Raw genomic sequence first — 18,562 nt, 5'->3', positions numbered from 1 at the left:
TGTGGAACCCCATAGGCTCGCCCGGGCGTGCCGACCGCCTGGCAAGACGGCGGCGTCGCGGCGACCACGCCATGAAATCAGTGCCCGAGGGGAACCCGCTCGACATGCCCGACCAGGCGCGGACAGCGCTCCTTCAGCCCGAGCCGGCGATCACCACCACCGGCGCCCCGCAGCGGACCGGCTCCACCGCCGGGGGGAGCCGCCCGAGCCGCATCTACGCACTCGACGGACTGCGCCTCCTCGCGGCCCTCACGGTCGTCATGTTCCACTACATGGCGCTCACCGGACGTTGGCCGGGAAGCGACTCCCGGGCGAGATTTCCGGCCACTTATCCGGTCGCGGCCTACGGCTGGCTCGGTGTCCAGCTCTTCTTCCTCATCAGCGGCTTCGTGATCTGCATGAGCAGCTGGGGCAAGCCGCTCCAGTCGTTCTTCGTCTCGCGCGTGGTGCGGCTCTACCCGGCGTACTGGTTCGCGGTCATCGCGACCACCTTGGTGCTGGCGCTGAATCCGCACGGACTGAGCCCGCTGTCGCTCTCCGACGTCATCACCAACCTGACGATGTTCCAGGAGCCGATGGGCGTCGAGAACGTCGACAGCGTCTACTGGACCCTCTTTGCCGAACTGCGGTTCTATTTGCTGTTCGCAGTAGTCGCCTGGCGCGGGCTCACCTACCGGCGCCTCCTCTTCTTCTGCTGCGCCTGGGCCGTGGCCAGCGCACTCGTCCACCAGTCGGACTCCGGCACGCTCCGGATGATCGTCATGCCGGACAACAGCTGGTGCTTCATCGCGGGTGTCGCGTTCTATCTGATGTACCGGTTCCGGCCGAACCTGATGCTCACCGGCATCGTCCTGTTCTGCCTGGCCGCCTCGCTGCCCGGCGTGCACAGCACCTGGGAGCACGCCCAGGAGCGGCTGGCGCACCCGGTGCCGTACTGGCCGGTGATCGTGGTCATGGCGGCCTGCTTCGGGGTCATGGGCCTGGTCGCGACGGGCAAGCTCTCCTGGATCCAGTGGCGCTGGCTGCCGTACGCGGGCGCGCTGACGTATCCGCTGTATCTGCTCCACGAGTACATCGGCTGGGAGATCATCGGCTCGCTCTCCCCGCACGTGAAGCCGGTCCCGCTGGTCAGCGGCGTGATCGCGCTGATGCTGGCGCTCTCCTGGCTGGTGCACCGGTACGTGGAGCGGCCGCTCGGCAAGCGGCTGAAGCAGGGCCTGCAGAAGCTCTGAGCCCCGTCCGAAAAAAATTGCGGCGACCTGTCAACCGAAAGGTTCCCGCCAGGCGTACATCCCGTGAGACCTGTCCGCCGACAGGTCTGTCCATCCGACGGGAGCCGCCTTGACCGACGACGAGTTCGAGGAGTTCTACGCTCACTCGGTCAAGGATCTGGTCGGCCAGGTCTATCTGATGACCGGCGACCTCCACGAGGCCCAGGACGTCGTCCAGGAGGCGTTCGTACGGGCCTGGGGCCGCCGCGCGCGACTGCGGCGCGAGGCCGGGCCCGAGGCCTGGGTCCGCACCGTCGCCTGGCGGCTCGCGGTGAGCCGGTGGCGCCGGCGCCGCCGGGCCGGTGAGGCCTGGCAGCTGCACGGCGGCGGCCGCCCCGAGGCCGCGCACGGCCCCGACCCGTCCTCCGTCGCCCTCGTCGACGCCCTGCGCCTGCTCTCCGAACGCCAGCGGCGCGTGACCGTCCTGCACTACGTCTGCGATCTCACCGTCGAGCAGGTGGCCGCCGAGACCGGCCTGGCCACCGGCACGGTGAAGACGCACCTCTCCCGGGCGCGCGCAGCGCTACGGCCCCACCTCACCTCCGAGGAGGATCAGGGTGTCTGAATTCCCCCATGGCTCCCCCGACGGCCGCGAGGGCGATCCGGCCCTGGCGCGGGCGCTGAAGCGGGCAGCCGCCGAGAGCGGGCGCCACATCGTGCCGGAGCCGCCCGCCCGGGTCGCCGAGCGCGGGCTGCGGCGCCGCCGCCGCACCCTCGCGGCGACCGCCGCCTGTGTCGTCTGCCTGGTCGCCGGTACGGGCGCGGTCGCGGCCCTGCGGCTCCAGGGCGACTCCTCGACGACGGTCCCGGCGAACCCATCGACCCCGTCCGGGACGCCGTCGGGTTCGCCGTCGTACGGCTCGGGGACGCCGTCCCGCAGCCCGTCCGACATCGGGACCCCCTCGCCCGGCGGCTCCGGCTCGGACTCCCCGCCCCTGACGGCGACGCCGAGCATGCCACCGGGCTCGCCCGGTGGCAGCGTGCCCAGCGGCTCGCCCCCCGCCTCCTCCCCGGCGGGCGACGGCGGCTCGCCCACACCCACCGGGAACCAGGCCCCGCCCCCGACGGGCACCGCCACCCCGACCCGCACCCGCTGACCCGAGGACCTCACCGTGCACGGAGCTCTACTCGCGCTGCCCGAAAGCCGGGTCCACCCAGACCACATACCGGAGCGAATACCACCGAAGCGCCGCGTCAGGGTGCCCGCACGCCTGGACCCGTACCTGCTGGCCGCCGCGCTCTTCGCCGCGTACGCCACCGTCTCCGTGCTCCGCTACCGGCGGATGGAGACGCTCTCCTGGGACCTGGGGATCTTCGAGCAGGCCGTGCGGGCGTACGCGCATCTGCGCACCCCCGTCGCCGACCTCAAGGGGCCCGGCACCAACATCCTCGGGGACCACTTCAGCCCCGTCACCGCACTGCTGGCCCCCTTCTACCGGCTCTTCCCGACGCCCGTGACCCTGCTCGTCGCCCAGGCCGCGCTGTTCGCGCTCTCGGCCGTGCCGGTCGCCCGGGGCGCCGCCCGGCTGCTCGGCCGGGGCGCGGGGCTCGCGGTCGGCGTCGCCTACGGGCTCTCCTGGGGGCTCCAGCGGGCCGCCGACTTCGACTTCCACGAGATCTGCTTCGCGGTGCCGCTGATCGCCTTCGCCGTGGAGGCCGTACTGGCCCGGCGCTGGCGGGCGGCCCTGTGCTGGGCGCTGCCGCTCGTCGTGGTCAAGGAGGACCTCGGTCTCACCCTCGCCGCGATAGCCGTGGTCGTCGCCCTGCGCGCCCGGCGGAGCTCGCCGCGCACCGCCGCGTACGCGCTCGGCGTCGCCGCGTTCGGGATCGCGGCCGTCGTGGTCACCCTCACCGCGGTGATACCGGCCTTCAACGCGACCGGCTCGTACGACTACTGGGGCAAGACCACCGGCGCCGGGCCCTTCACCGCCTCCGGCACCAAACTGCGCACCCTGCTGTGGCTGCTGCTCCCCACCGGGCTGCTCGCCGTGCGCTCCCCGCTGTTCCTGGCCGCCGTGCCGACCCTGGGCTGGCGGTTCCTCTCCTCCGACGACCACTACTGGTCCACCGACTGGCACTACAGCGCGGTGCTGATGCCCGTCCTCGCGCTCGCCCTTGCCGACGCCGTGGACACCGGCCGCCGCAGCCCGCGCCCCTGGCTGCGCTCCTACGCCCGCCAGCTGCCCGCCGCCGCGGCCGCCGCCGCCCTCGCGCTGACCACCTCGCTGCCGCTGTACTCGCTCACGCAGTCCGCCACCTACCGCAAGAGCCCCGAAGTGGCCGAGCGGGAAAGGATGCTGGCGACCGTCCCGGACGGGGCGACCGTCGAGGCCGACGTCGGCCCGATCGCCCGGCTCACCTCCCGCTGCCGGGTGTTCTGGGTCGGCGACACCCGGCAGGTCGTCCCCGAGTACATCGCCCTCGACAACGTCTCGGGCTGGGCCGGGAACCCGCTGGAGTACGCCCGCGATCTCCACCCGGGCAGCCGGTACGCGGTGGTGGGCGTGGCGTACGGATACGTCCTGCTGAAGCGACAGGCGTGACGGGCCGTCACAAATGAAGCGGTCCCGGAGAGTTCGGGAGAACTCTCCGGGACCGCCCCGCCGACCCCCGTACGGCGGCTCACTCGCTCGCGATAGCTCCGAGCACGTTCATGCGGCCCGCCCGGAAGGCCGGGACCAGGGCGGCGAACAGACCCACGAACGCCGACCCGACGAAGACCGTGATGATCGTCGGCCACGGGATCTCCAGAACGCCCAGGCCCTCCAGGGCCAGCAGCTTCTGCGCGGTCGTCCCCCAGCTCATGCCCAGCCCCAGGCCGAGCAGGGCGCCGAAGAGGGCGATCACGACCGACTCCAGGCGGATCATCCGGCGCAGCTGGCGGCGCGAGAGGCCGATGGCGCGCATCAGGCCGATCTCCCGGGTCCGCTCGACCACCGACAGGGCCAGGGTGTTCACCACACCGAGCACCGCGACGATGATCGCGAGGGCCAGCAGGCCGTACACGATGTTCAGGAGCTGGCCGATCTGGTCCTTCAGGTCCTTCTTGAAGTCCGTCTGGTCCTGCACCTTGTACTGCGGGTAGGGCTTGAGGGCCGCCTTCAGCGAGGCGTACGCCTCCTTGGCCTTGCCGTCCTCCGCCTTGGCGAACATGATCATGTTCTGCGGCACCCGGTCGGCGGGCAGATAGCGCTCGGCGGTCGTGACGTTGGTGTACTTCGCGCCCTTGTCGACATTGGTGTCGTCCGAGGTGATCGCCGCGACCTTGAGGTGGGCCGTGCGGCCGCCCTTGAAGGCGACGGTCAGGGTGGAGCCCACCTTCACGTCGTGGTCCTTGGCGAACTTGTCGCCGACCGACATCGCGTCCTTGCCGTACGCCTCCGAGAGCTTGCCGGAGACCGTCTCGCGCCGCAGGTCCTGGGCGTAGGTCGGGCTGGCCGCGGAGAGGTCCTCGCTGCTGGTCCTCCCGTCCGGCGTGGTGATCTTCGCGTCCACCGACTTGTAGTCGGTGACGTGGGCGATGCCGGGCGTCTTGCGCAGCGCGTCGGCGGCCTGCGGGACGATCGGCTGACCGTTGCCCGCCTGGACGATGAAGTCCGCGCCGACCGACTTGTCCAGCTCGTCGGTGGCCGAGGCGACCATCGAGGAGCCGACCACCGCGAGGCAGGCCACCAGGGCCAGGCCGATCATCAGGGCCGCGCCGGTCGCTCCCGTACGCCGCGGGTTGCGCAGCGCGTTGCGCTCGGCGAGCCGGCCCACCGGGCCGAACATCCGCAGCACCAGGACACTGATCACCCGCACCACACCGCTCGCGAGCAGCGGGCCGACGATCACGAAGCCGATGAGCGTGAGCACCACGCCGAGGGCGAGGACGCCCGCGCCGGAGCTGGCCTTGTCGGCGTGGGCCGCCGCGTACAGCGAGGCGGCGCCGGCGCCGGTCAGGACCAGGCCGATGATCGCCCGGATCAGGCCCGCCTTGCCGTCCGCCGGCGTACCGGCGTCGCGGAGCGCGGCCATCGGGGAGATCTTCCCGGCCCGGCGGGCCGGGAGGTAGGCGGCGAGGACGGTGACGACGATGCCGAGCAGCATGCCGACCACCGGGGTCGTCCACTTGACCGTCAGGTCGTCGGTGGACAGCTCCAGGCCCATCGAGCCCATGATCTTCATCAGGCCGACGGCCAGGCCGACGCCCGCGCCGACGCCGAGGACGGAGCCGAAGAAGCCGAGCAGCAGCGCCTCGACCAGGACCGAGCGGTTGACCTGCTTGCGGCTGGAGCCGATGGCCCGCATCAGACCGATCTCGCGGGTGCGCTGGGCGACCAGCATCGAGAAGGTGTTGACGATCAGGAAGATGCCGACGAGGAAGGCGACCCCGGCGAAGCCGAGCATCGCGTACTTCATCACGTCGAGGAAGGAGCCGACCGAGTCGCGGCCGGAGTCCTTGGCCTCGGCGGCCGTCTCCAGCTTGTACGTGCCGGCGCCGAGCTTGGCGGCGACGTTCTGCTTCAGCTGCTCGTCGCTGACGCCGTCGGCGGCGGTGAGCGAGACGTTGGTGAACAGGCCGGTGCGGCCGAGCAGTTCGCGCTGGGCGGTGGCGGTGTCGAAGTAGACGATCGCCGCGCCCGGGTTGGTCACCTTGAAGGAGGTGATGCCCGTGATCTTCGCCGTGAAGTCACCGGTGACGGCGATGGTGCGCAGCTCGTCGCCGATCTTCAGGTGGTGCTTGTCGGCGGTGTCGGCGTCGACCATCATCTCGGTCGGCCCGCGCGGGGCGTGGCCCGAGGTGATCTCCATGGCCTTGAGGTCGTTGGACGTCCAGTTGGCCGCGATGGTGGGACCTCCGTTGGAGGAGCCCATGTTCTCGTTCTCGCGGTTGACGACCGTGACGCTGGAGCTGGAGACGCCGCCCTCGGCGGACTTCACCCCGGCGGCGCCGCGCGCCTGCTCCAGGGCCGAGGCGGGCAGCGTCTCGGGCCTGCCGGTCTGCGGCCGGTCGTCCGGCTTCGCGTTCTTCGGGCTGACGGTGACGTCGGCCGAGGTGGCGGCGAAGAGCTTGTCGAAGGTGGTGTTCATGGTGTCGGTGAAGACGAGCGTGCCGCACACGAACGCCACCGACAGCAGGACCGCGACGGCCGAGAGGGCCATCCGCCCCTTGTGCGCGAAGAAGTTGCGCATCGAGGTCTTGAGCACGGTCACGACGTCCGCCCCCGCGCGTCGAAGTCCTTCATGCGGTCGAGCACGGCGTCGGCGGTCGGGCGGAACATCTCGTCGACGATCCGGCCGTCCGCGAGGTAGAGCACCCGGTCCGCGTAGGAGGCGGCGACCGGGTCGTGGGTGACCATCACGATGGTCTGGCCCAGCTCGTCCACCGAGCGGCGCAGGAAGCCGAGGACCTCGGCGCCCGCGCGGGAGTCCAGGTTTCCGGTCGGCTCGTCACCGAAGATGATCTCGGGCCGGGCCGCGAGGGCGCGGGCCACCGCGACGCGCTGCTGCTGGCCGCCGGAGAGCTGGGTCGGGCGGTGCTTGAGCCGCCCGGCGAGGCCGACGGTCTCGACCACGCGGTCCAGCCACTCCCTGTCGGGCTTGCGGCCCGCGATGTCCATCGGGAGCGTGATGTTCTCCAGCGCGTTGAGCGTCGGCAGCAGGTTGAACGCCTGGAATATGAAGCCGATCCGGTCGCGGCGCAGCTGCGTGAGCTTCTTGTCCTTGAGGCCGGTGATCTCGGTCTCGTCCAGATAGATCTGGCCGCCCGACACCGTGTCGAGCCCGGCCAGGCAGTGCATCAGCGTGGACTTGCCGGAGCCCGACGGGCCCATGATCGCGGTGAACTGCCCGCGGGCGATGTCCACGTCGACGTGGTCGAGGGCGACGACACGGGTCTCGCCCGACCCGTACGCCTTGACGACCTGGCGCGCCCGAGCCGCGACCGCCGCTTGCCCTCCAGTACCCCCGTGCCTGGGAATGGTCACAGCCGTTGTCACGGTTCTTCTCCTCGTTGCGAGTCAGTGCGTCGATGCGTGTCGTGCGTACGTAATGAGTCTGGCGATCGAGGCCCTCGGGCACCCTGGTGCCCGGCGGTGTCTTGTTACTGGGGCTAACCCCACCCCCCACCTGCGGCCCCCCGTAGCCGCTCGATGTAGGACCACGTTAAAGAACCGCTCCCCCTCTTCTCGTCCTCCGCCAGGACGAACGCCCCCTGCCCTGAAGTAGGGAGTTACCCGTAGGGGCTCTCCACCCCTGGGCGGAGTCGGGTCTCGGGGTTCTCCACCCCACCGCTCTCTGTCGCCGCTCAGGGCCGGGATGAGAGGGTGGAGCCCGGTCAACTACATGCAGGATGAACCGATCTTGGGGGAGTGCGCGGTGGGCAGGGGGCGTACGCGGTGAGCACTCGGGGCGGGTCCGGCGGCAGTACGGCGGCGATACCCGGCGCGGCGGCCGACGCCGTCCCCGCGCGGGGGCGCGGCCCGGTCGTCGCGGCCCTGATGCTGGGCATGGCGCTCGCCGCGCTCGACGGCACGGTCGTCTCCACCGCCGTCCCCCAGATCGTCGGCGACCTCGGCGGCTTCTCCGTCTTCTCCTGGCTCTTCTCCGGCTACATGCTCGCCGTCACGGTCACCCTGCCGGTGTACGGGAAGCTCTCCGACACGTTCGGCCGCAAGCCCGTGCTGATCGCGGGCATCGTGCTCTTCCTCGCCGGGTCGCTGCTGTGCGCGGCCGCCTGGAACATGGCCGCGCTGATCGCCTTCCGGGTCTTCCAGGGGCTGGGCGGCGGCGCCCTCCAGGGCACGGTCCAGACCGTGGCCGCCGACCTCTACCCGATGAAGGAACGCCCCAAGATCCAGGCGAAGTTGTCGACGGTCTGGGCGGTGTCGGCGGTGGCCGGACCGGCGCTCGGCGGCGCCCTCGCCTCGTACGCCGACTGGCGCTGGATCTTCCTCATCAACCTGCCGGTGGGGGTGCTGGCGCTGTGGCTGGTCGGCCGCCATCTGGTGGAGCCGGTACGGGAGAAGTCCCCGGCGCCGGTACGGATCGACTGGGCCGGGGCGCTGTGCGTCTTCGCGACGGGCGCGCTGCTGCTCACGGCGCTGGTGCAGGGCGGGGTGGCCTGGGGCTGGCTCTCCGCGCCCTCGCTCGGCCTGTTCGCCGCGAGCGCGGTGCTCTGTGGTGCCACGGTGGTGGTCGAGCGGCGGGCCGCCGAGCCGGTCATCCCCGGGTGGGTGTGGCGCCGGCGCAGCATCTCGGCGGTCAATCTGGCGATGGGGGCGCTCGGTCTGCTGATGGTGGCGCCGACGGTCTTCCTGCCGACGTACGCGCAGTCGGTGCTCGGGCTCGATCCGGTGGCGGCCGGGTTCGTGCTGTCCGTGATGACCCTGAGCTGGCCGGTGTCCGCCGCGCTCTCCAACCGGGTCTACACCCGGATCGGCTTCCGCGACTCGGCGGTGATCGGCATCGGGCTCGCGGCGCTCATCCTGCTGGTCTTCCCGCTGCTGCCGTACCCCGGCCAGGCGTGGCAGCCCGCGCTGATCATGCTGGCGCTGGGGGGTGCGCTCGGCCTGTTCCAGTTGCCGCTGATCATCGCGGTGCAGTCGTCTGTGGGGTGGGCGGAACGGGGTACGGCCACGGCGTCGATCCTGTTCTGCCGCCAGGTGGGGCAGTCGGTGGGGGCCGCGCTGTTCGGCGCGATCGCCAACGCGACGATCACGGCCCGGCTGGCCTCGGCACCGGTGCCGGGCCTGCCGGACGACCTCGACTCGGTCTCCCGGGCTCTGGCGCATCCGGCCGGGCTGTCGGCGGAGGGCGCGGACTACCTGCGGCGGGCGGTCGCGACGGCGGTGGGGCATGTGTATGTGGGGGCGGCGGTGGCGGGGGGTTTGGCGCTGGTGGTGCTGCTTGCCTTGGCACCTCGCCGGTTTCCCGTGCGGGAGCATGAAGCGGACACGGGCTGAAGTGGGTGGATCCGTGGCATCCGGGCTGCGGACCGTGGGTGGCTGGTCGCGCAGTTCCCCGCGCCCCTAAATGCGCCCCTTCGGGACGCCCAGGGGGATCGTCGCGCGAGATGCGCCCATGCGAGGCGCCCAGGGGATGCCGCGCAGCGGCATTTTTAGGGGCGCGGGGAACTGCGCGACCAGCCCGTCACCGGCCCGCAGACGAACCTCGGGCTCGTTACCCAGGGTAACAATCGTCCCGTACCGAAAACTTCACCCCAAGGGCTCCCCACACCGCATACCGACCGGTAAGTTCGCCGCCACCCACCAGCGCTTCCGGCTCCCCCGTCCCCCCTGCAAGGAGCAGCCGATGCCGCACCACCGCCAATCCCCCGGCATCCCCCAACTCCGCACCGCCTACCGTCTGTTGCGGCGCGTCTCCACCCTCACCGCCCTCGGGTACTTCGTCCTCTTCCTCGTCCTCTCCGGCTACGCCCCGGGTCTGCTCGCCCGGCACGTCTCCGGTGGGCTCACCGCCGGACTGCTGCTCGGGCTCTGCCAGTTGCCGGTGACGCTGGCCGCGATAGGCGTGTACGAGTGGACCGCCCAGCGGACCGTCGACCCGCTCGCCGCCGCCATCCGCCACCAGGCCGCACAACGCCCGGCGAACTCCCGCCGGTACACGGACGGAGACGGCCGATGACCGGATTCGCCTCCGACGCCCGCGCCATGTCCCTGATCGCGTTCATCGCGGTGATCAGCGTGACCCTGCTGCTCTGTGTGATGACCGCGCCCGACCGCGACGACCTCGGCGAGTTCTACACCGGCTACCGCTCGCTCTCCCCGCTGCGCAACGGCCTGGCCATCGCCGGGGACTACGTCTCGGCCGCCACCGTGCTCAGTACGGTCGGGGTCATCGCGCTGACCGGGTACGACGGTCTCGTCCTCACCCTGAGTACCGCGCTCTCGCTCGTCCTGCTGATGTTCCTGCTGGCCGAACCCCTGCGCAACGCGGGGAAGTTCACCATGGGCGACGCGTTCGCCCGGCGGGCACCCGGCCCGGCCGTCCGGGTCACCGCGTGCCTGGTCACGCTGGCCGCGCTGCTGCCGCTGATGGTGGTGCAGCTGGCCGGCGCGGGCGATCTCATCGCGTTCGTGCTGGGCTTCGGCGCCGCCGAGTTCAAGACCGGCTGCATCGTGATGCTCGGTCTGCTGATGATCGGCTACGCGGCGATCGGCGGCATGAAGGGCACCGCCTTCATCCAGGCGGTCAAGACCGTCGTCCTCGCCGTCTCCTCGCTCGCCGTCGCGGCCCTGATCCTGCACCGGTACGGGTGGAACCCCGGGCGGCTGCTCGGCGAGGCGGCAAAGGGCAGCGGCGCGGGCCCGGCGTACCTCTCCTCCGGGCTCCAGTTCGGCGGCGACTCGCTGGACATGATCAGCTCGCAGCTGACGGTGGTGATCGGCGCGGCCTGTCTGCCGCACATCACCATGCGGATGTACAGCGCGCGCAGCGCCCGCGCGGTGCGGCGCTCGCTCTCCTGGGCGGTGTCGGCGGTCGTGGTGATCGCCCTCGCGCTGATCGTGATCGGGTTCGGCGCGGCGGCGGTGGTGGGCCGCCGGGCCATCACCGAGGCGGATCCGCAGGGCAAGACGTCCTTGCTGCTGACCAGCCAGGCGATCGTCGGTACGCACGCGTCGACGCTCGGCACGCTGCTCTTCACGGCGGTCGCCACGGCCATCTTCATGACCCTGCTCGCCTCGATCTCCGGGATGACGCTGGCGTGCGCCAACTCGCTCGCCCACGACCTGGTCGCGCACGGGCTGCGCGGGCGGGCGGGGGTGCGGGACGCCACCGAGACGAACACGGCGCGGGTGGCCGCGCTCGCCGTCGGGATCCCGGCGATCGCGCTGGCCGCGGCGGCCCAGAACCACAACCTCCAGCCGCTGGTCACGCTCTCGTTCTGCCTGGGCGCGTCCGCGCTCGCCCCGGCCCTGATCCTGAGTCTGTTCTGGCGGCGCTACACCCGGGCGGGGCTGCTGTGCACGCTGATCGGGGGGACGGTGTTCACGGCGGTGGTGATGACGGGCACGAAGCTGGTGTCGGGCTCGCCCCAGTCCGTCTTCCCCACGTACGACTTCAACTGGTTCCCGTTCACCACGACAGGCATCGTCTCCATCCCCTTCGGCTTCGCGGCGGGCTGGCTGGGGACGGCGCTGAGCCGGCGGGACGTGTATGGGCAGCGACGCCGCTACGAGGCGGTGGAAGCCTGGATCTTGGCGGGCGCCCGCCACTGAGCTGCGCCGCCACCGCTGCGGGCCCGCGCGCCGCCCCTCCCCGCACCGCTGCGGGCCCGCGCACCGCTCCTCCCCCGCGCCGCTGTGGGCAATCGTGCCGCTAAGGGCTGGGGGTCCCCCCTGCTCCTTAAGAGCTTGGGGGAGGGTGGGCACACGGCACCCCCCGTTCCGCCGGGCTGCGCAACCCGCCTTGCCCCCCGCTCCCGCCGGAGCCGCGCCCGTCTGCGGACCGTGGGTGGCTGGTCGCGCAGTTCCCCGCGCCCCTTATCGGGCCCGGTCTTTGTCTGCGGACCGTGCGTGGTTGCTCGCGCAGTCACCCGCGCCCCTCAAATGGCCCTGCGGGCCAACACACGCCTCAGCCGCGTAGCCGGTCGCGCCCACGCGGCGGAGCCGGAAACGTCACAGCCCCGCAGCCCAGCCGCACCCCTCACCCCTCCGCCGCAGCCCTCCCCGTCAACCCCGCCAAACCACTCCGCACATGCGCCATATGCGAAACGACCTCCTCCCGAGCCTCCGCATGTTCCCGCAGCACCCGCTCCGTGTCCCGCCCGATCCGCTCGGCCCGGACGGTCGCCGCCGCCAGGGCCTCGGCGGCGCGGGCCTCCGCGTTCTCCTGGTCGTGGCGGGCGGATTCCTGGGTGGCGGTCCAGGCGCGGCCCGCCTCGGCCAGGGCGGACTCGGCGGAGGCCGTCGACTCGGCGTGGTGGGCGGCCGAGGCGGCCTCGCGGGCGACAAACTCGCGGTCGAGGGCCTCGACGCGCTCGGCGTGCTCGCGGGCCTGGTCGGCCAGCGTCGCGGCGGCCCGCTCGCGCACCTCGCGCAGCGCGTCCGAGGCCTCGGCCCGCCGCTCGTCCGCCTCGGCACGGGCCTCGTTCAGATGCTCGTCGGCCGTCGCGCGCGCGGCCAGCAGCAGCTGCTGCGCCCGCGCGTCGGCCTCCGCCCGGACCGACTCCCCGTACTCACGGGCGCTTTCGCGCGCCGCGCGCCCCGCCGCGTCCGCCGCGTCGCGCAGGCCCGCCGCCTCCTCATGGGCGGCCGCCCGTACCGCGTCGGCCTCCTCGACCGCGAGGGCGTGCAGCGCCTGGGCCCGGCGGCCGAGCGACTCGTACGACTGCGGGCCGAGCGCCGCGACCCGGTCGCGCAGCTTGGCCGCCTCCGCCTCCATCCGCTTGGCGAGGACGGTGAGCCGCGCCGCGCGCTCCCACGCGGCGTCGCGCTCCTCGCCGAGGACGGAGAGCTGGCGGTCGACCTGGTCCGGGCGGTAGCCCCGGCCCCCGCGGACGACGGCGAAGCCCTGGGGTGACTGCGGTGGTTCGGGCGCTGCACTCATCGTTGACGTCCTCCGACCTCTCCGGCTTGTCCGGGCACATCCTGCTGGATCGAAGCGAAGTGGTCATAACGCGACACTCCGCCCATCCGTAACGGCCAAGGATGCGTCAACTTCCGTCAGAACCGAAAAGACGACGAGGCGCCCGCCGCATGGGTGCGGCGAACGCCTCGTCGTATCAACCTACTTACGTACGGCTCTCAGAGGAGGCCGTCCCAGAACTGTTCGAGCAGCACCGACCACCAGCTCTCCGGTGACGCCAGCGCCGCCGGGTCGAGCGCGGCGAGCTGGGCCTGGAAGTCGACCGTCCAGCGGCCCGCCTGCTCGGGGTTGAGCCCGTAGCGCAGCCGCCACATACGGCCGAGCAGCGCCATGCACCGTACGAACTCGGGGAGTCCGGTGTTCACGAACTGCGGCGGTACGGACTGGCCGCCCGGGCCCGCCTCCACCGGCACCGCGACGATGTTCGCCGTGCCGTACTGGACGCAGATCGCACGGCCGAAGTCCGAGCCCATGACCAGGTACGAACCCGCGTCCGGGGCGGGCTGCACCTGCCGCTGGGCGGCGAGTTCGGCGAGCGTCGGGACCGGCTGGCCGGGGACCGCCTGGGCCCAGAAGAACGGCCCGAAGTCGGCCGGGAGCCCCGCCCACACCAGCGTGACCGCGACGGCCTCGGGCACGCCCTGGCGGGACACCGCCCGCTGGTCGAAGCGGAAGACGCCCTGCGGGCCGAACGCGCCGGCGAGCTCGTGCGCGACGCCCTCCGGGGGGAGCGGCGGCGCGGGCTGCACCTGCGGCAGCGGCGCGCGCACCGGCTGCGGCCGGGCGGGGCCGTCCGCGACCTGCGCCAGCTCGCCCTGGTGGGTGAGCAGGTGCTGGACGCCCTGGCGGCGGGAGGCGTGGTCCGTGCCGTACGGGGCGACGGAGGTGATCCGCACCTGCGGCCAGGTCTCCCGGATCATCCGGGCGCAGTAGCCGCCGGGCAGCTCGCACGAGGCCAGCTCGGTGTGCAGCTCCAGGACGTGGTCCGGCGGCACGTTCATGCCGCGCAGCTCGTGGAAGATCTGCCACTCGGGGTGCGGGATGCCGGGCGCGGACCGCCGGATGAGCTGCTGCTCGGACCCGTCGGCGGCGCGGTACCGCAGCACGGCCTGGTACCCCGGTCCGACGGTCGGCAGACCGGTGGGCTGCTGCGGGTAGCCGTACGCGGGCGGCTGCGGCGGCTGGGGCGCGCCGGGCCCCATCTGGGCGGGCCCGGCAAGCATGGTGGCGGCGTGGTGCACGCCACCGCCGGGGGCGCCGGGCTGGCCGGGGGCCCCGGGTGCGGCGGGCATACCGGGCTGCCCCGGGGCGCCGGGCGGACCGGGCGGCTGGGGCGCACCGGGCCGACCGCCGGGACCGAGCTGGCTCGGGTCGGCGAGCATGGTGGCGGCGTAGTGCGCACCACCACCGCTGCTCCCGCCCGGAGCGCCGGGCGGGCCGGGGGGCTGCGGCGCACCGGGCGCACCGGGAGGCCCGGGCGGCTGCGGCGCGCGCCCGGCACCCGGGGCGCCGGGCGGACCGGGAGGCGCGGGCGGCTGCGGCCCACCGAGCTGACTCGGGTCGGCCAGCATCGTCGCGGCGTGGTGCACCCCGCCCCCGGCCGGAGGCGGCGGCGTGGGCGGCCCCGCGGGCTGCGGCCCGTCGGGCCCGAGCTGCGAAACCAACTGCGTGGGTACGTAAGCGGGCGCCCCACCCGGCCGGGCCCCGGGAACCCCGGGCTCCCCGGGCGGAGGCGGAGTACCCCCTCGGGCCGCACGCGGCGGAGCGGCCTTACTGGTGGCGGCATCGGCGATGTCGGCCGCAGCGCCGGGGGCGCCGGGACCAGCGGGGCCGACGGGCGCGCCCGGGGTGACGGGTGCGGCGGGGCCGGGGGCCGCGCCAGGGGTGCCGGGCTGGGCGGGACCGCCGGGTGCACCGGGGCCGGGGGGTACGCCAAGACCGCCGGGACCCGCCGGGGTTCCGGCCAGACCGGGACCACCAGCAGCACCGGGAGCACTCGGGCCGACCGGAGCACCCGGAATGCCAGGTGCACCAGGACCGGGGGGCACGCCAGGACCACCGGCCAGACCGGGACCACCCGGGGCGCCGGGCACGCCAGGTCCACCGGAGCCCGCCGGAGCACCCGGTACACCGGGACCGCCAGCACCGACCGGTGCACCGGGACCGGACGGAGTTCCGGCCAGACCCGGGCCACCCGAGCCCGCCGGAGCGCCAGGTACACCAGGACCGCCCGGACCCGCCGGGGTCCCGGCCAAGCCCGGACCACCAGCGGCACCAGGACCACCCGGGCCCACCGGCGCGCCGGGACCACCCGGCGCCGGAGCCTGCGGGTCGATCGCCGGGGCGATCGCCGTCGGGGGAAGCTGGCTGCCGCCGTGGAGCAGGGCCGTCTTCGCCTCGGGCAGGGCCCTCGGCGGCGGGGTGTCGTCGGCGTCCGAGCCGGACAGCGGCGGGGCGAACACCGTCGCGGGCAGCGGTACGGAGCCTTCGTCCGACCCGGCGTTCGTGTCCGTACCGGCCCACGGGGTCGCCCCCGACGGCACGTCGGCGGTCGGCGTCGGCCACGCGACACCACCGGACTGCGCGGGCGGAGGCGTCGCGCCGGGCCACGCGGGACCGGCCTCGGGCGCCGAGTCGGCCGGAGCAGCCGCTGCCGAGTCCGACCCGGACGCACCCGGCCAAGCAGGACCGGACGCAGCCGCCGCCACCGCATCCGGCCCGGACTGCGCACCCGGCCACGCCGGACCGGACTGCGCGGGCACGGACGCCGCGGCAACCCCGGCACCCGCCGGGCCCGGCACGGAACCGGCACCCACCGAGCCCGACCCGGAACCCGCACCCGGCGCCGAAGGCGCCCCCGCACCCGTGTCTCCCGGTCGCCGGTCCGGGATGCCCATCCGGTCCGCCGCCTCCTGGAGCCACTCCGGTGGGGTCAGCAGGAACGACGTCTGGTTGAGGTCGATGCGTTCGGGCGGGGGCGCGGGGACCGCGTCCTCGGGCTCGTCCGGCACGCCGTACTCCTCCTCGTACCGGCGGATGACCTCACCCACCGGCAGACCGGGCCACAGCGTGGCCTCTCCGCTGTCCCGGGCGATGACGAGCCGCTGGCGGCCGCCGTCCGAGGACGGGCCCTCGGCGCGGTCCTCGGCCCACACCACGAAGCCCAGCTCGAACTCCCGCACCCGCACCTCGCGGTGCTGGTACGCGGGCACGTCCCCGTTGATCCACTCTTCCGCGCGCTCCTGCGCCTGGGCGAAGGTCACCATCACACTCACTCCCCCACCGGCACGGCGCGCGCGAAGCCGCCGTCCACCATCAGGTTCGCCACGGTCTCCAGCTCCGGCGGGTTGCCCGCCAGGCGCTGGAGGAAGTCGTCGAAGTCGGCGCCGCAGGGCAGCAGCAGCCGCTCCACGCGCTCCTGCACGCTCCAGCCGTCCTGGTCGCGCGCGTCGTCGTACGCGCAGAACCAGACCGAGCCGACGGCCTGGCCCTTCACCTTCACCGCGAGGATGCCGCCCTGGACGAAGCCGACGCCCAGGTAGTCCTTGGTGAGGTGGTCGCGCAGGCACTTGTTGATGTAGACGAGGTCGTTGACCGCCGCCTGGTCGCGCACCGTGAAGAACGGCTGGTCCACCAGGAGCCCCAGCTCCGCGTCGAGCGCCGCGCCCACCGGCGCGCAGCCGCCCGCCGCCTTCAGGAACGTCCGGTACGCACCCGGCAGCCGGTACCCCAAGTCCTCCTCCACGCCCAGGAGTTGGGCCTCGGAGACCGAGACCAGGTGCTTGGGCACGCCGAAGTGCGCCGGGCGGGTCTCCTGGAGCGGGCGGGTGCCGCGCTTGTCCTGGTCGACCCCGGCCGTCGCCAGCCCGCCGTGGTGGCGCAGCAGCGCCTTCACCTCGACCGGGACCAGCTCCAGGCGGCGGGTGCCGGGCACGTGGTGCCAGGTCCAGCCGTGCGGGGTGGCGACGGCGGGGACGGTGTCCCACAGCTCGTGGCCGTCGGCGGCGAGCGCCGCGTTGGCCGACACGTAGTCGGTCAGCCGCAGCTCGTCCACGCCGAAGCCCTCCGGCGGCTCCGCGATCTCGGCGGCGGCGCGCGCGTACGCGGAGAAGTCCGGGTGCCCGTCGCCGTCCACCCGCACCCCTCTGGGGTGGCGGGAGGCGCGGACCGGGTCCGGGAAGTTCACGACCTGTCCGGCATAGGCCGCGTTCGGTGGCGCGGCGTGCCCGAGCCGACCTGTCGTCATGGCGGATGCCCCCTGCGTGCGAGCTGCTGCGTCTGGCTGGTGAGGACCAGACTATGCGGTGGGGCAATACCGGGTCCCTGCCCCGGACCCGGCCCCGTACCACCGTGACCAGGTGTCACAACCGGGTCACCGTGCGGCGATGGTGACGACACGGACGTAGTGACATCAGAGCCCCAGCTTCCGTACCACTGGGCACATTTGGCAGTCTGTTCCCGCAACGGGGCGTTAACGGGGGCGTTGACACCGGCTTGCGCACAGTGCCGGCAACGGGAGGGACAGCGAGCACCATGCACGGAACGACCGACATATCGGGTACGGCGGCGGACGCCTCCCGGACGGGGGACCCCCGGTCCGGGGCCGCGGGGACGGGGGACCCGCGCACCGGGGACCCGCGTCTGACGTGGAGCACCACGGTCGCCTCCGCGCCCGTACTGCGCCACCGCCGCGACGGGATCCTGCCTGCCGTGGCCGCCGCGCTCTCGGTCCGGGGCGAGACGCTGACCTGCACGGCGGGCAAGGGCGACCAGCCGCCGGTGCTCCACCCGCTGGTACAGGACTTCCACGACACCCTCACCAGCGGGCAGCGCGAGCGGTTCACCGGGCGCTGCCCGGAGGCGATCCTGCTGTCGCGCCAGCTCGCGTCCCTGGAGTCGGCCCGGGCGGGCAAGTCGCGCCGGGGCGGCCGCAAGCCGCTGACCCAGGGCGAGGCCCGGCGCGCGCTCAAGCACGCCAAGGTGACGGCCCGCCGCATCCGCGAGGACGGCGACCCGCTGCACGGCAGCTACGCCCCGCCCTGCCGTTCCTGTACCGCCCTGCTCGCCCATTTCGGCGTGCGCGCGGTCGACCCCGCCGCCGAGAAGGGCTGAACCGAACGCGATGCCGGACGTGTCCACCACCCGCTTCCCCGTCCCCGTCGACGCCGCGCTGCGCGCCGCCGGGTGGCACCCCGGTCGCTGGGACATCAGGCAGGCCGAGGCCTGGGCCGACGTGCTGCGCTCGCACACCTCGCCCGCCGGGCACCGGCACACCGTGTTCCCGGCGGCGGTGGAGGCGTGGGCCGAGTTCGGCGGCCTGCGTCTTACGGCGCCGGGGCCCGGCCGCCACAACGCTCCCGCCGTCGTCCGCTTCGACCCGGTGGCGGGGCTGCACCTGGCCCGTACGTTCGCGGACCTCGGCCGCGCGCTGGAGACGGAGCTTTCGCCGCTGGGCGAGGAGGGCGATCAGCAGGCCGTCCTCGCGATCGACGCGGAGGGGCGGGTGTACAGCGTCGACCACACGGGGGACTGGTACCTGGGCTCCGACCTGGACGTGGCCCTCCACACGCTGGTGACGGGCGCCCAGCCGATCCGCCTGACGTCGCCGCGCTGAGCGTCTGGGAGTGCTTCACCTGCGGGCCGTCGGTGGCTGGTCGCGCAGTTCCCCGCGCCCCTGAAGATGCCGCTCCGCGGCAATC

General features: G+C 73.3%; 14 protein-coding genes. 9 read left to right on the top strand and 5 right to left on the bottom strand.

Annotation, left to right across the window (positions count from 1 at the left end; translation table 11 throughout):
• Positions 1-71: 71 nt before the first annotated feature.
• The 4 genes from IE252_RS06515 (at position 72) to IE252_RS06500 (ending at position 3,814) form a co-directional block, all read left to right on the top strand.
• Positions 72-1,232, top strand: coding sequence for an acyltransferase family protein (locus IE252_RS06515; RefSeq protein ID WP_229848027.1), 1,161 nt, complete (start codon positions 72-74; stop codon positions 1,230-1,232).
• A gap of 109 nt (positions 1,233-1,341) precedes the next feature.
• Positions 1,342-1,836 carry a SigE family RNA polymerase sigma factor gene (locus IE252_RS06510; protein ID WP_190088304.1) on the top strand — a complete coding sequence of 165 codons (495 nt, stop codon included), beginning with the start codon at positions 1,342-1,344 and terminating at the stop codon, positions 1,834-1,836.
• On the top strand, positions 1,829-2,368 hold the full coding sequence (locus IE252_RS06505; RefSeq protein WP_190088303.1) for a hypothetical protein: 540 nt from the start codon (positions 1,829-1,831) through the stop codon (positions 2,366-2,368). Before IE252_RS06510 ends, IE252_RS06505 begins: the two co-directional genes overlap by 8 nt.
• 66 nt (positions 2,369-2,434) lie before the next feature.
• Positions 2,435-3,814: a DUF2079 domain-containing protein gene (locus tag IE252_RS06500; RefSeq protein ID WP_229848059.1), complete on the top strand. Its 1,380-nt coding sequence runs from the start codon at positions 2,435-2,437 to the stop codon at positions 3,812-3,814.
• A gap of 79 nt (positions 3,815-3,893) precedes the next feature.
• On the opposite strand, the gene IE252_RS06495 is transcribed toward IE252_RS06500, so the two are convergent.
• Both IE252_RS06495 and IE252_RS06490 read right to left on the bottom strand, forming a co-directional pair.
• A complete protein-coding gene (locus tag IE252_RS06495) occupies positions 3,894-6,467 on the bottom strand; it encodes an ABC transporter permease (RefSeq protein WP_190088302.1) in 2,574 nt (857 codons plus the stop codon).
• Entirely contained in the window at positions 6,464-7,252 is a 789-nt protein-coding gene (locus IE252_RS06490) for an ABC transporter ATP-binding protein (protein WP_190088301.1), read from the bottom strand. The genes IE252_RS06495 and IE252_RS06490 overlap by 4 nt, the downstream gene beginning before the upstream one ends.
• A 399-nt stretch (positions 7,253-7,651) precedes the next feature.
• On the opposite strand from IE252_RS06490, the gene IE252_RS06485 reads away from it, so the two are divergent.
• From IE252_RS06485 to IE252_RS06475, 3 genes are all read left to right on the top strand, one after another.
• Entirely contained in the window at positions 7,652-9,217 is a 1,566-nt protein-coding gene (locus IE252_RS06485; protein ID WP_373298510.1) for an MFS transporter, read from the top strand.
• Positions 9,218-9,566: 349 nt separating this feature from the next.
• Positions 9,567-9,899, top strand: a complete 333-nt coding sequence (locus tag IE252_RS06480) for a DUF485 domain-containing protein (RefSeq protein ID WP_190088300.1) — start codon at positions 9,567-9,569, stop codon at positions 9,897-9,899.
• Positions 9,896-11,494: a sodium/solute symporter gene (locus IE252_RS06475; RefSeq protein WP_190088299.1), complete on the top strand. Its 1,599-nt coding sequence runs from the start codon at positions 9,896-9,898 to the stop codon at positions 11,492-11,494. The genes IE252_RS06480 and IE252_RS06475 overlap by 4 nt, the downstream gene beginning before the upstream one ends.
• 427 nt (positions 11,495-11,921) lie before the next feature.
• On the opposite strand, the gene IE252_RS06470 is transcribed toward IE252_RS06475, so the two are convergent.
• The 3 genes from IE252_RS06470 to IE252_RS06460 all read right to left on the bottom strand — a co-directional run bounded on the left by IE252_RS06470 (position 11,922) and on the right by IE252_RS06460 (position 17,109).
• The gene (locus IE252_RS06470; RefSeq protein ID WP_190088298.1) at positions 11,922-12,824 is read right to left on the bottom strand and encodes a coiled-coil domain-containing protein; all 903 of its coding nucleotides are present in this window, start codon (positions 12,822-12,824) and stop codon (positions 11,922-11,924) included.
• 197 nt (positions 12,825-13,021) lie between these two features.
• On the bottom strand, positions 13,022-16,129 hold the full coding sequence (locus tag IE252_RS06465; RefSeq protein ID WP_190088297.1) for an SUKH-4 family immunity protein: 3,108 nt from the start codon (positions 16,127-16,129) through the stop codon (positions 13,022-13,024).
• 5 nt (positions 16,130-16,134) lie between these two features.
• Complete coding sequence (locus IE252_RS06460) at positions 16,135-17,109, bottom strand: SMI1/KNR4 family protein (RefSeq protein ID WP_190088296.1); 975 nt, start codon at positions 17,107-17,109, stop codon at positions 16,135-16,137.
• A gap of 287 nt (positions 17,110-17,396) precedes the next feature.
• Here IE252_RS06460 and IE252_RS06455 point away from each other — a divergent pair, with 287 nt between their 5' ends.
• Together IE252_RS06455 and IE252_RS06450 are read left to right on the top strand one after the other, a co-directional pair.
• Positions 17,397-17,975, top strand: coding sequence for a YwqJ-related putative deaminase (locus IE252_RS06455; protein WP_190088295.1), 579 nt, complete (start codon positions 17,397-17,399; stop codon positions 17,973-17,975).
• 10 nt (positions 17,976-17,985) lie between these two features.
• The gene (locus IE252_RS06450; protein WP_190088294.1) at positions 17,986-18,477 is read left to right on the top strand and encodes an SUKH-3 domain-containing protein; all 492 of its coding nucleotides are present in this window, start codon (positions 17,986-17,988) and stop codon (positions 18,475-18,477) included.
• Positions 18,478-18,562 lie beyond the last annotated feature (85 nt).

The sequence above is a fragment of the Streptomyces melanogenes genome (assembly GCF_014649795.1).
GTDB lineage: Bacteria > Actinomycetota > Actinomycetes > Streptomycetales > Streptomycetaceae > Streptomyces > Streptomyces noboritoensis.
The sequence above is the reverse complement of the archived record's forward strand: the minus strand, read 5'-3'. Positions and strand labels throughout refer to the sequence as shown.

What these genes read in the sequence shown, in the direction of transcription:
- IE252_RS06515 (WP_229848027.1), top strand. Translation starts at nt 72, where the DNA reads ATGAAATCAGTGCCCGAGGGGAACCCGCTCGACATGCCCGACCAGGCG.
- IE252_RS06480 (WP_190088300.1), top strand. Translation starts at nt 9,567, where the DNA reads ATGCCGCACCACCGCCAATCCCCCGGCATCCCCCAACTCCGCACCGCC.
- IE252_RS06475 (WP_190088299.1), top strand. Translation starts at nt 9,896, where the DNA reads ATGACCGGATTCGCCTCCGACGCCCGCGCCATGTCCCTGATCGCGTTC.
- IE252_RS06470 (WP_190088298.1), bottom strand. Translation starts at nt 12,824, where the DNA reads ATGAGTGCAGCGCCCGAACCACCGCAGTCACCCCAGGGCTTCGCCGTC.
- IE252_RS06465 (WP_190088297.1), bottom strand. Translation starts at nt 16,129, where the DNA reads ATGGTGACCTTCGCCCAGGCGCAGGAGCGCGCGGAAGAGTGGATCAAC.
- IE252_RS06460 (WP_190088296.1), bottom strand. Translation starts at nt 17,109, where the DNA reads ATGACGACAGGTCGGCTCGGGCACGCCGCGCCACCGAACGCGGCCTAT.
- IE252_RS06455 (WP_190088295.1), top strand. Translation starts at nt 17,397, where the DNA reads ATGCACGGAACGACCGACATATCGGGTACGGCGGCGGACGCCTCCCGG.
- IE252_RS06450 (WP_190088294.1), top strand. Translation starts at nt 17,986, where the DNA reads ATGCCGGACGTGTCCACCACCCGCTTCCCCGTCCCCGTCGACGCCGCG.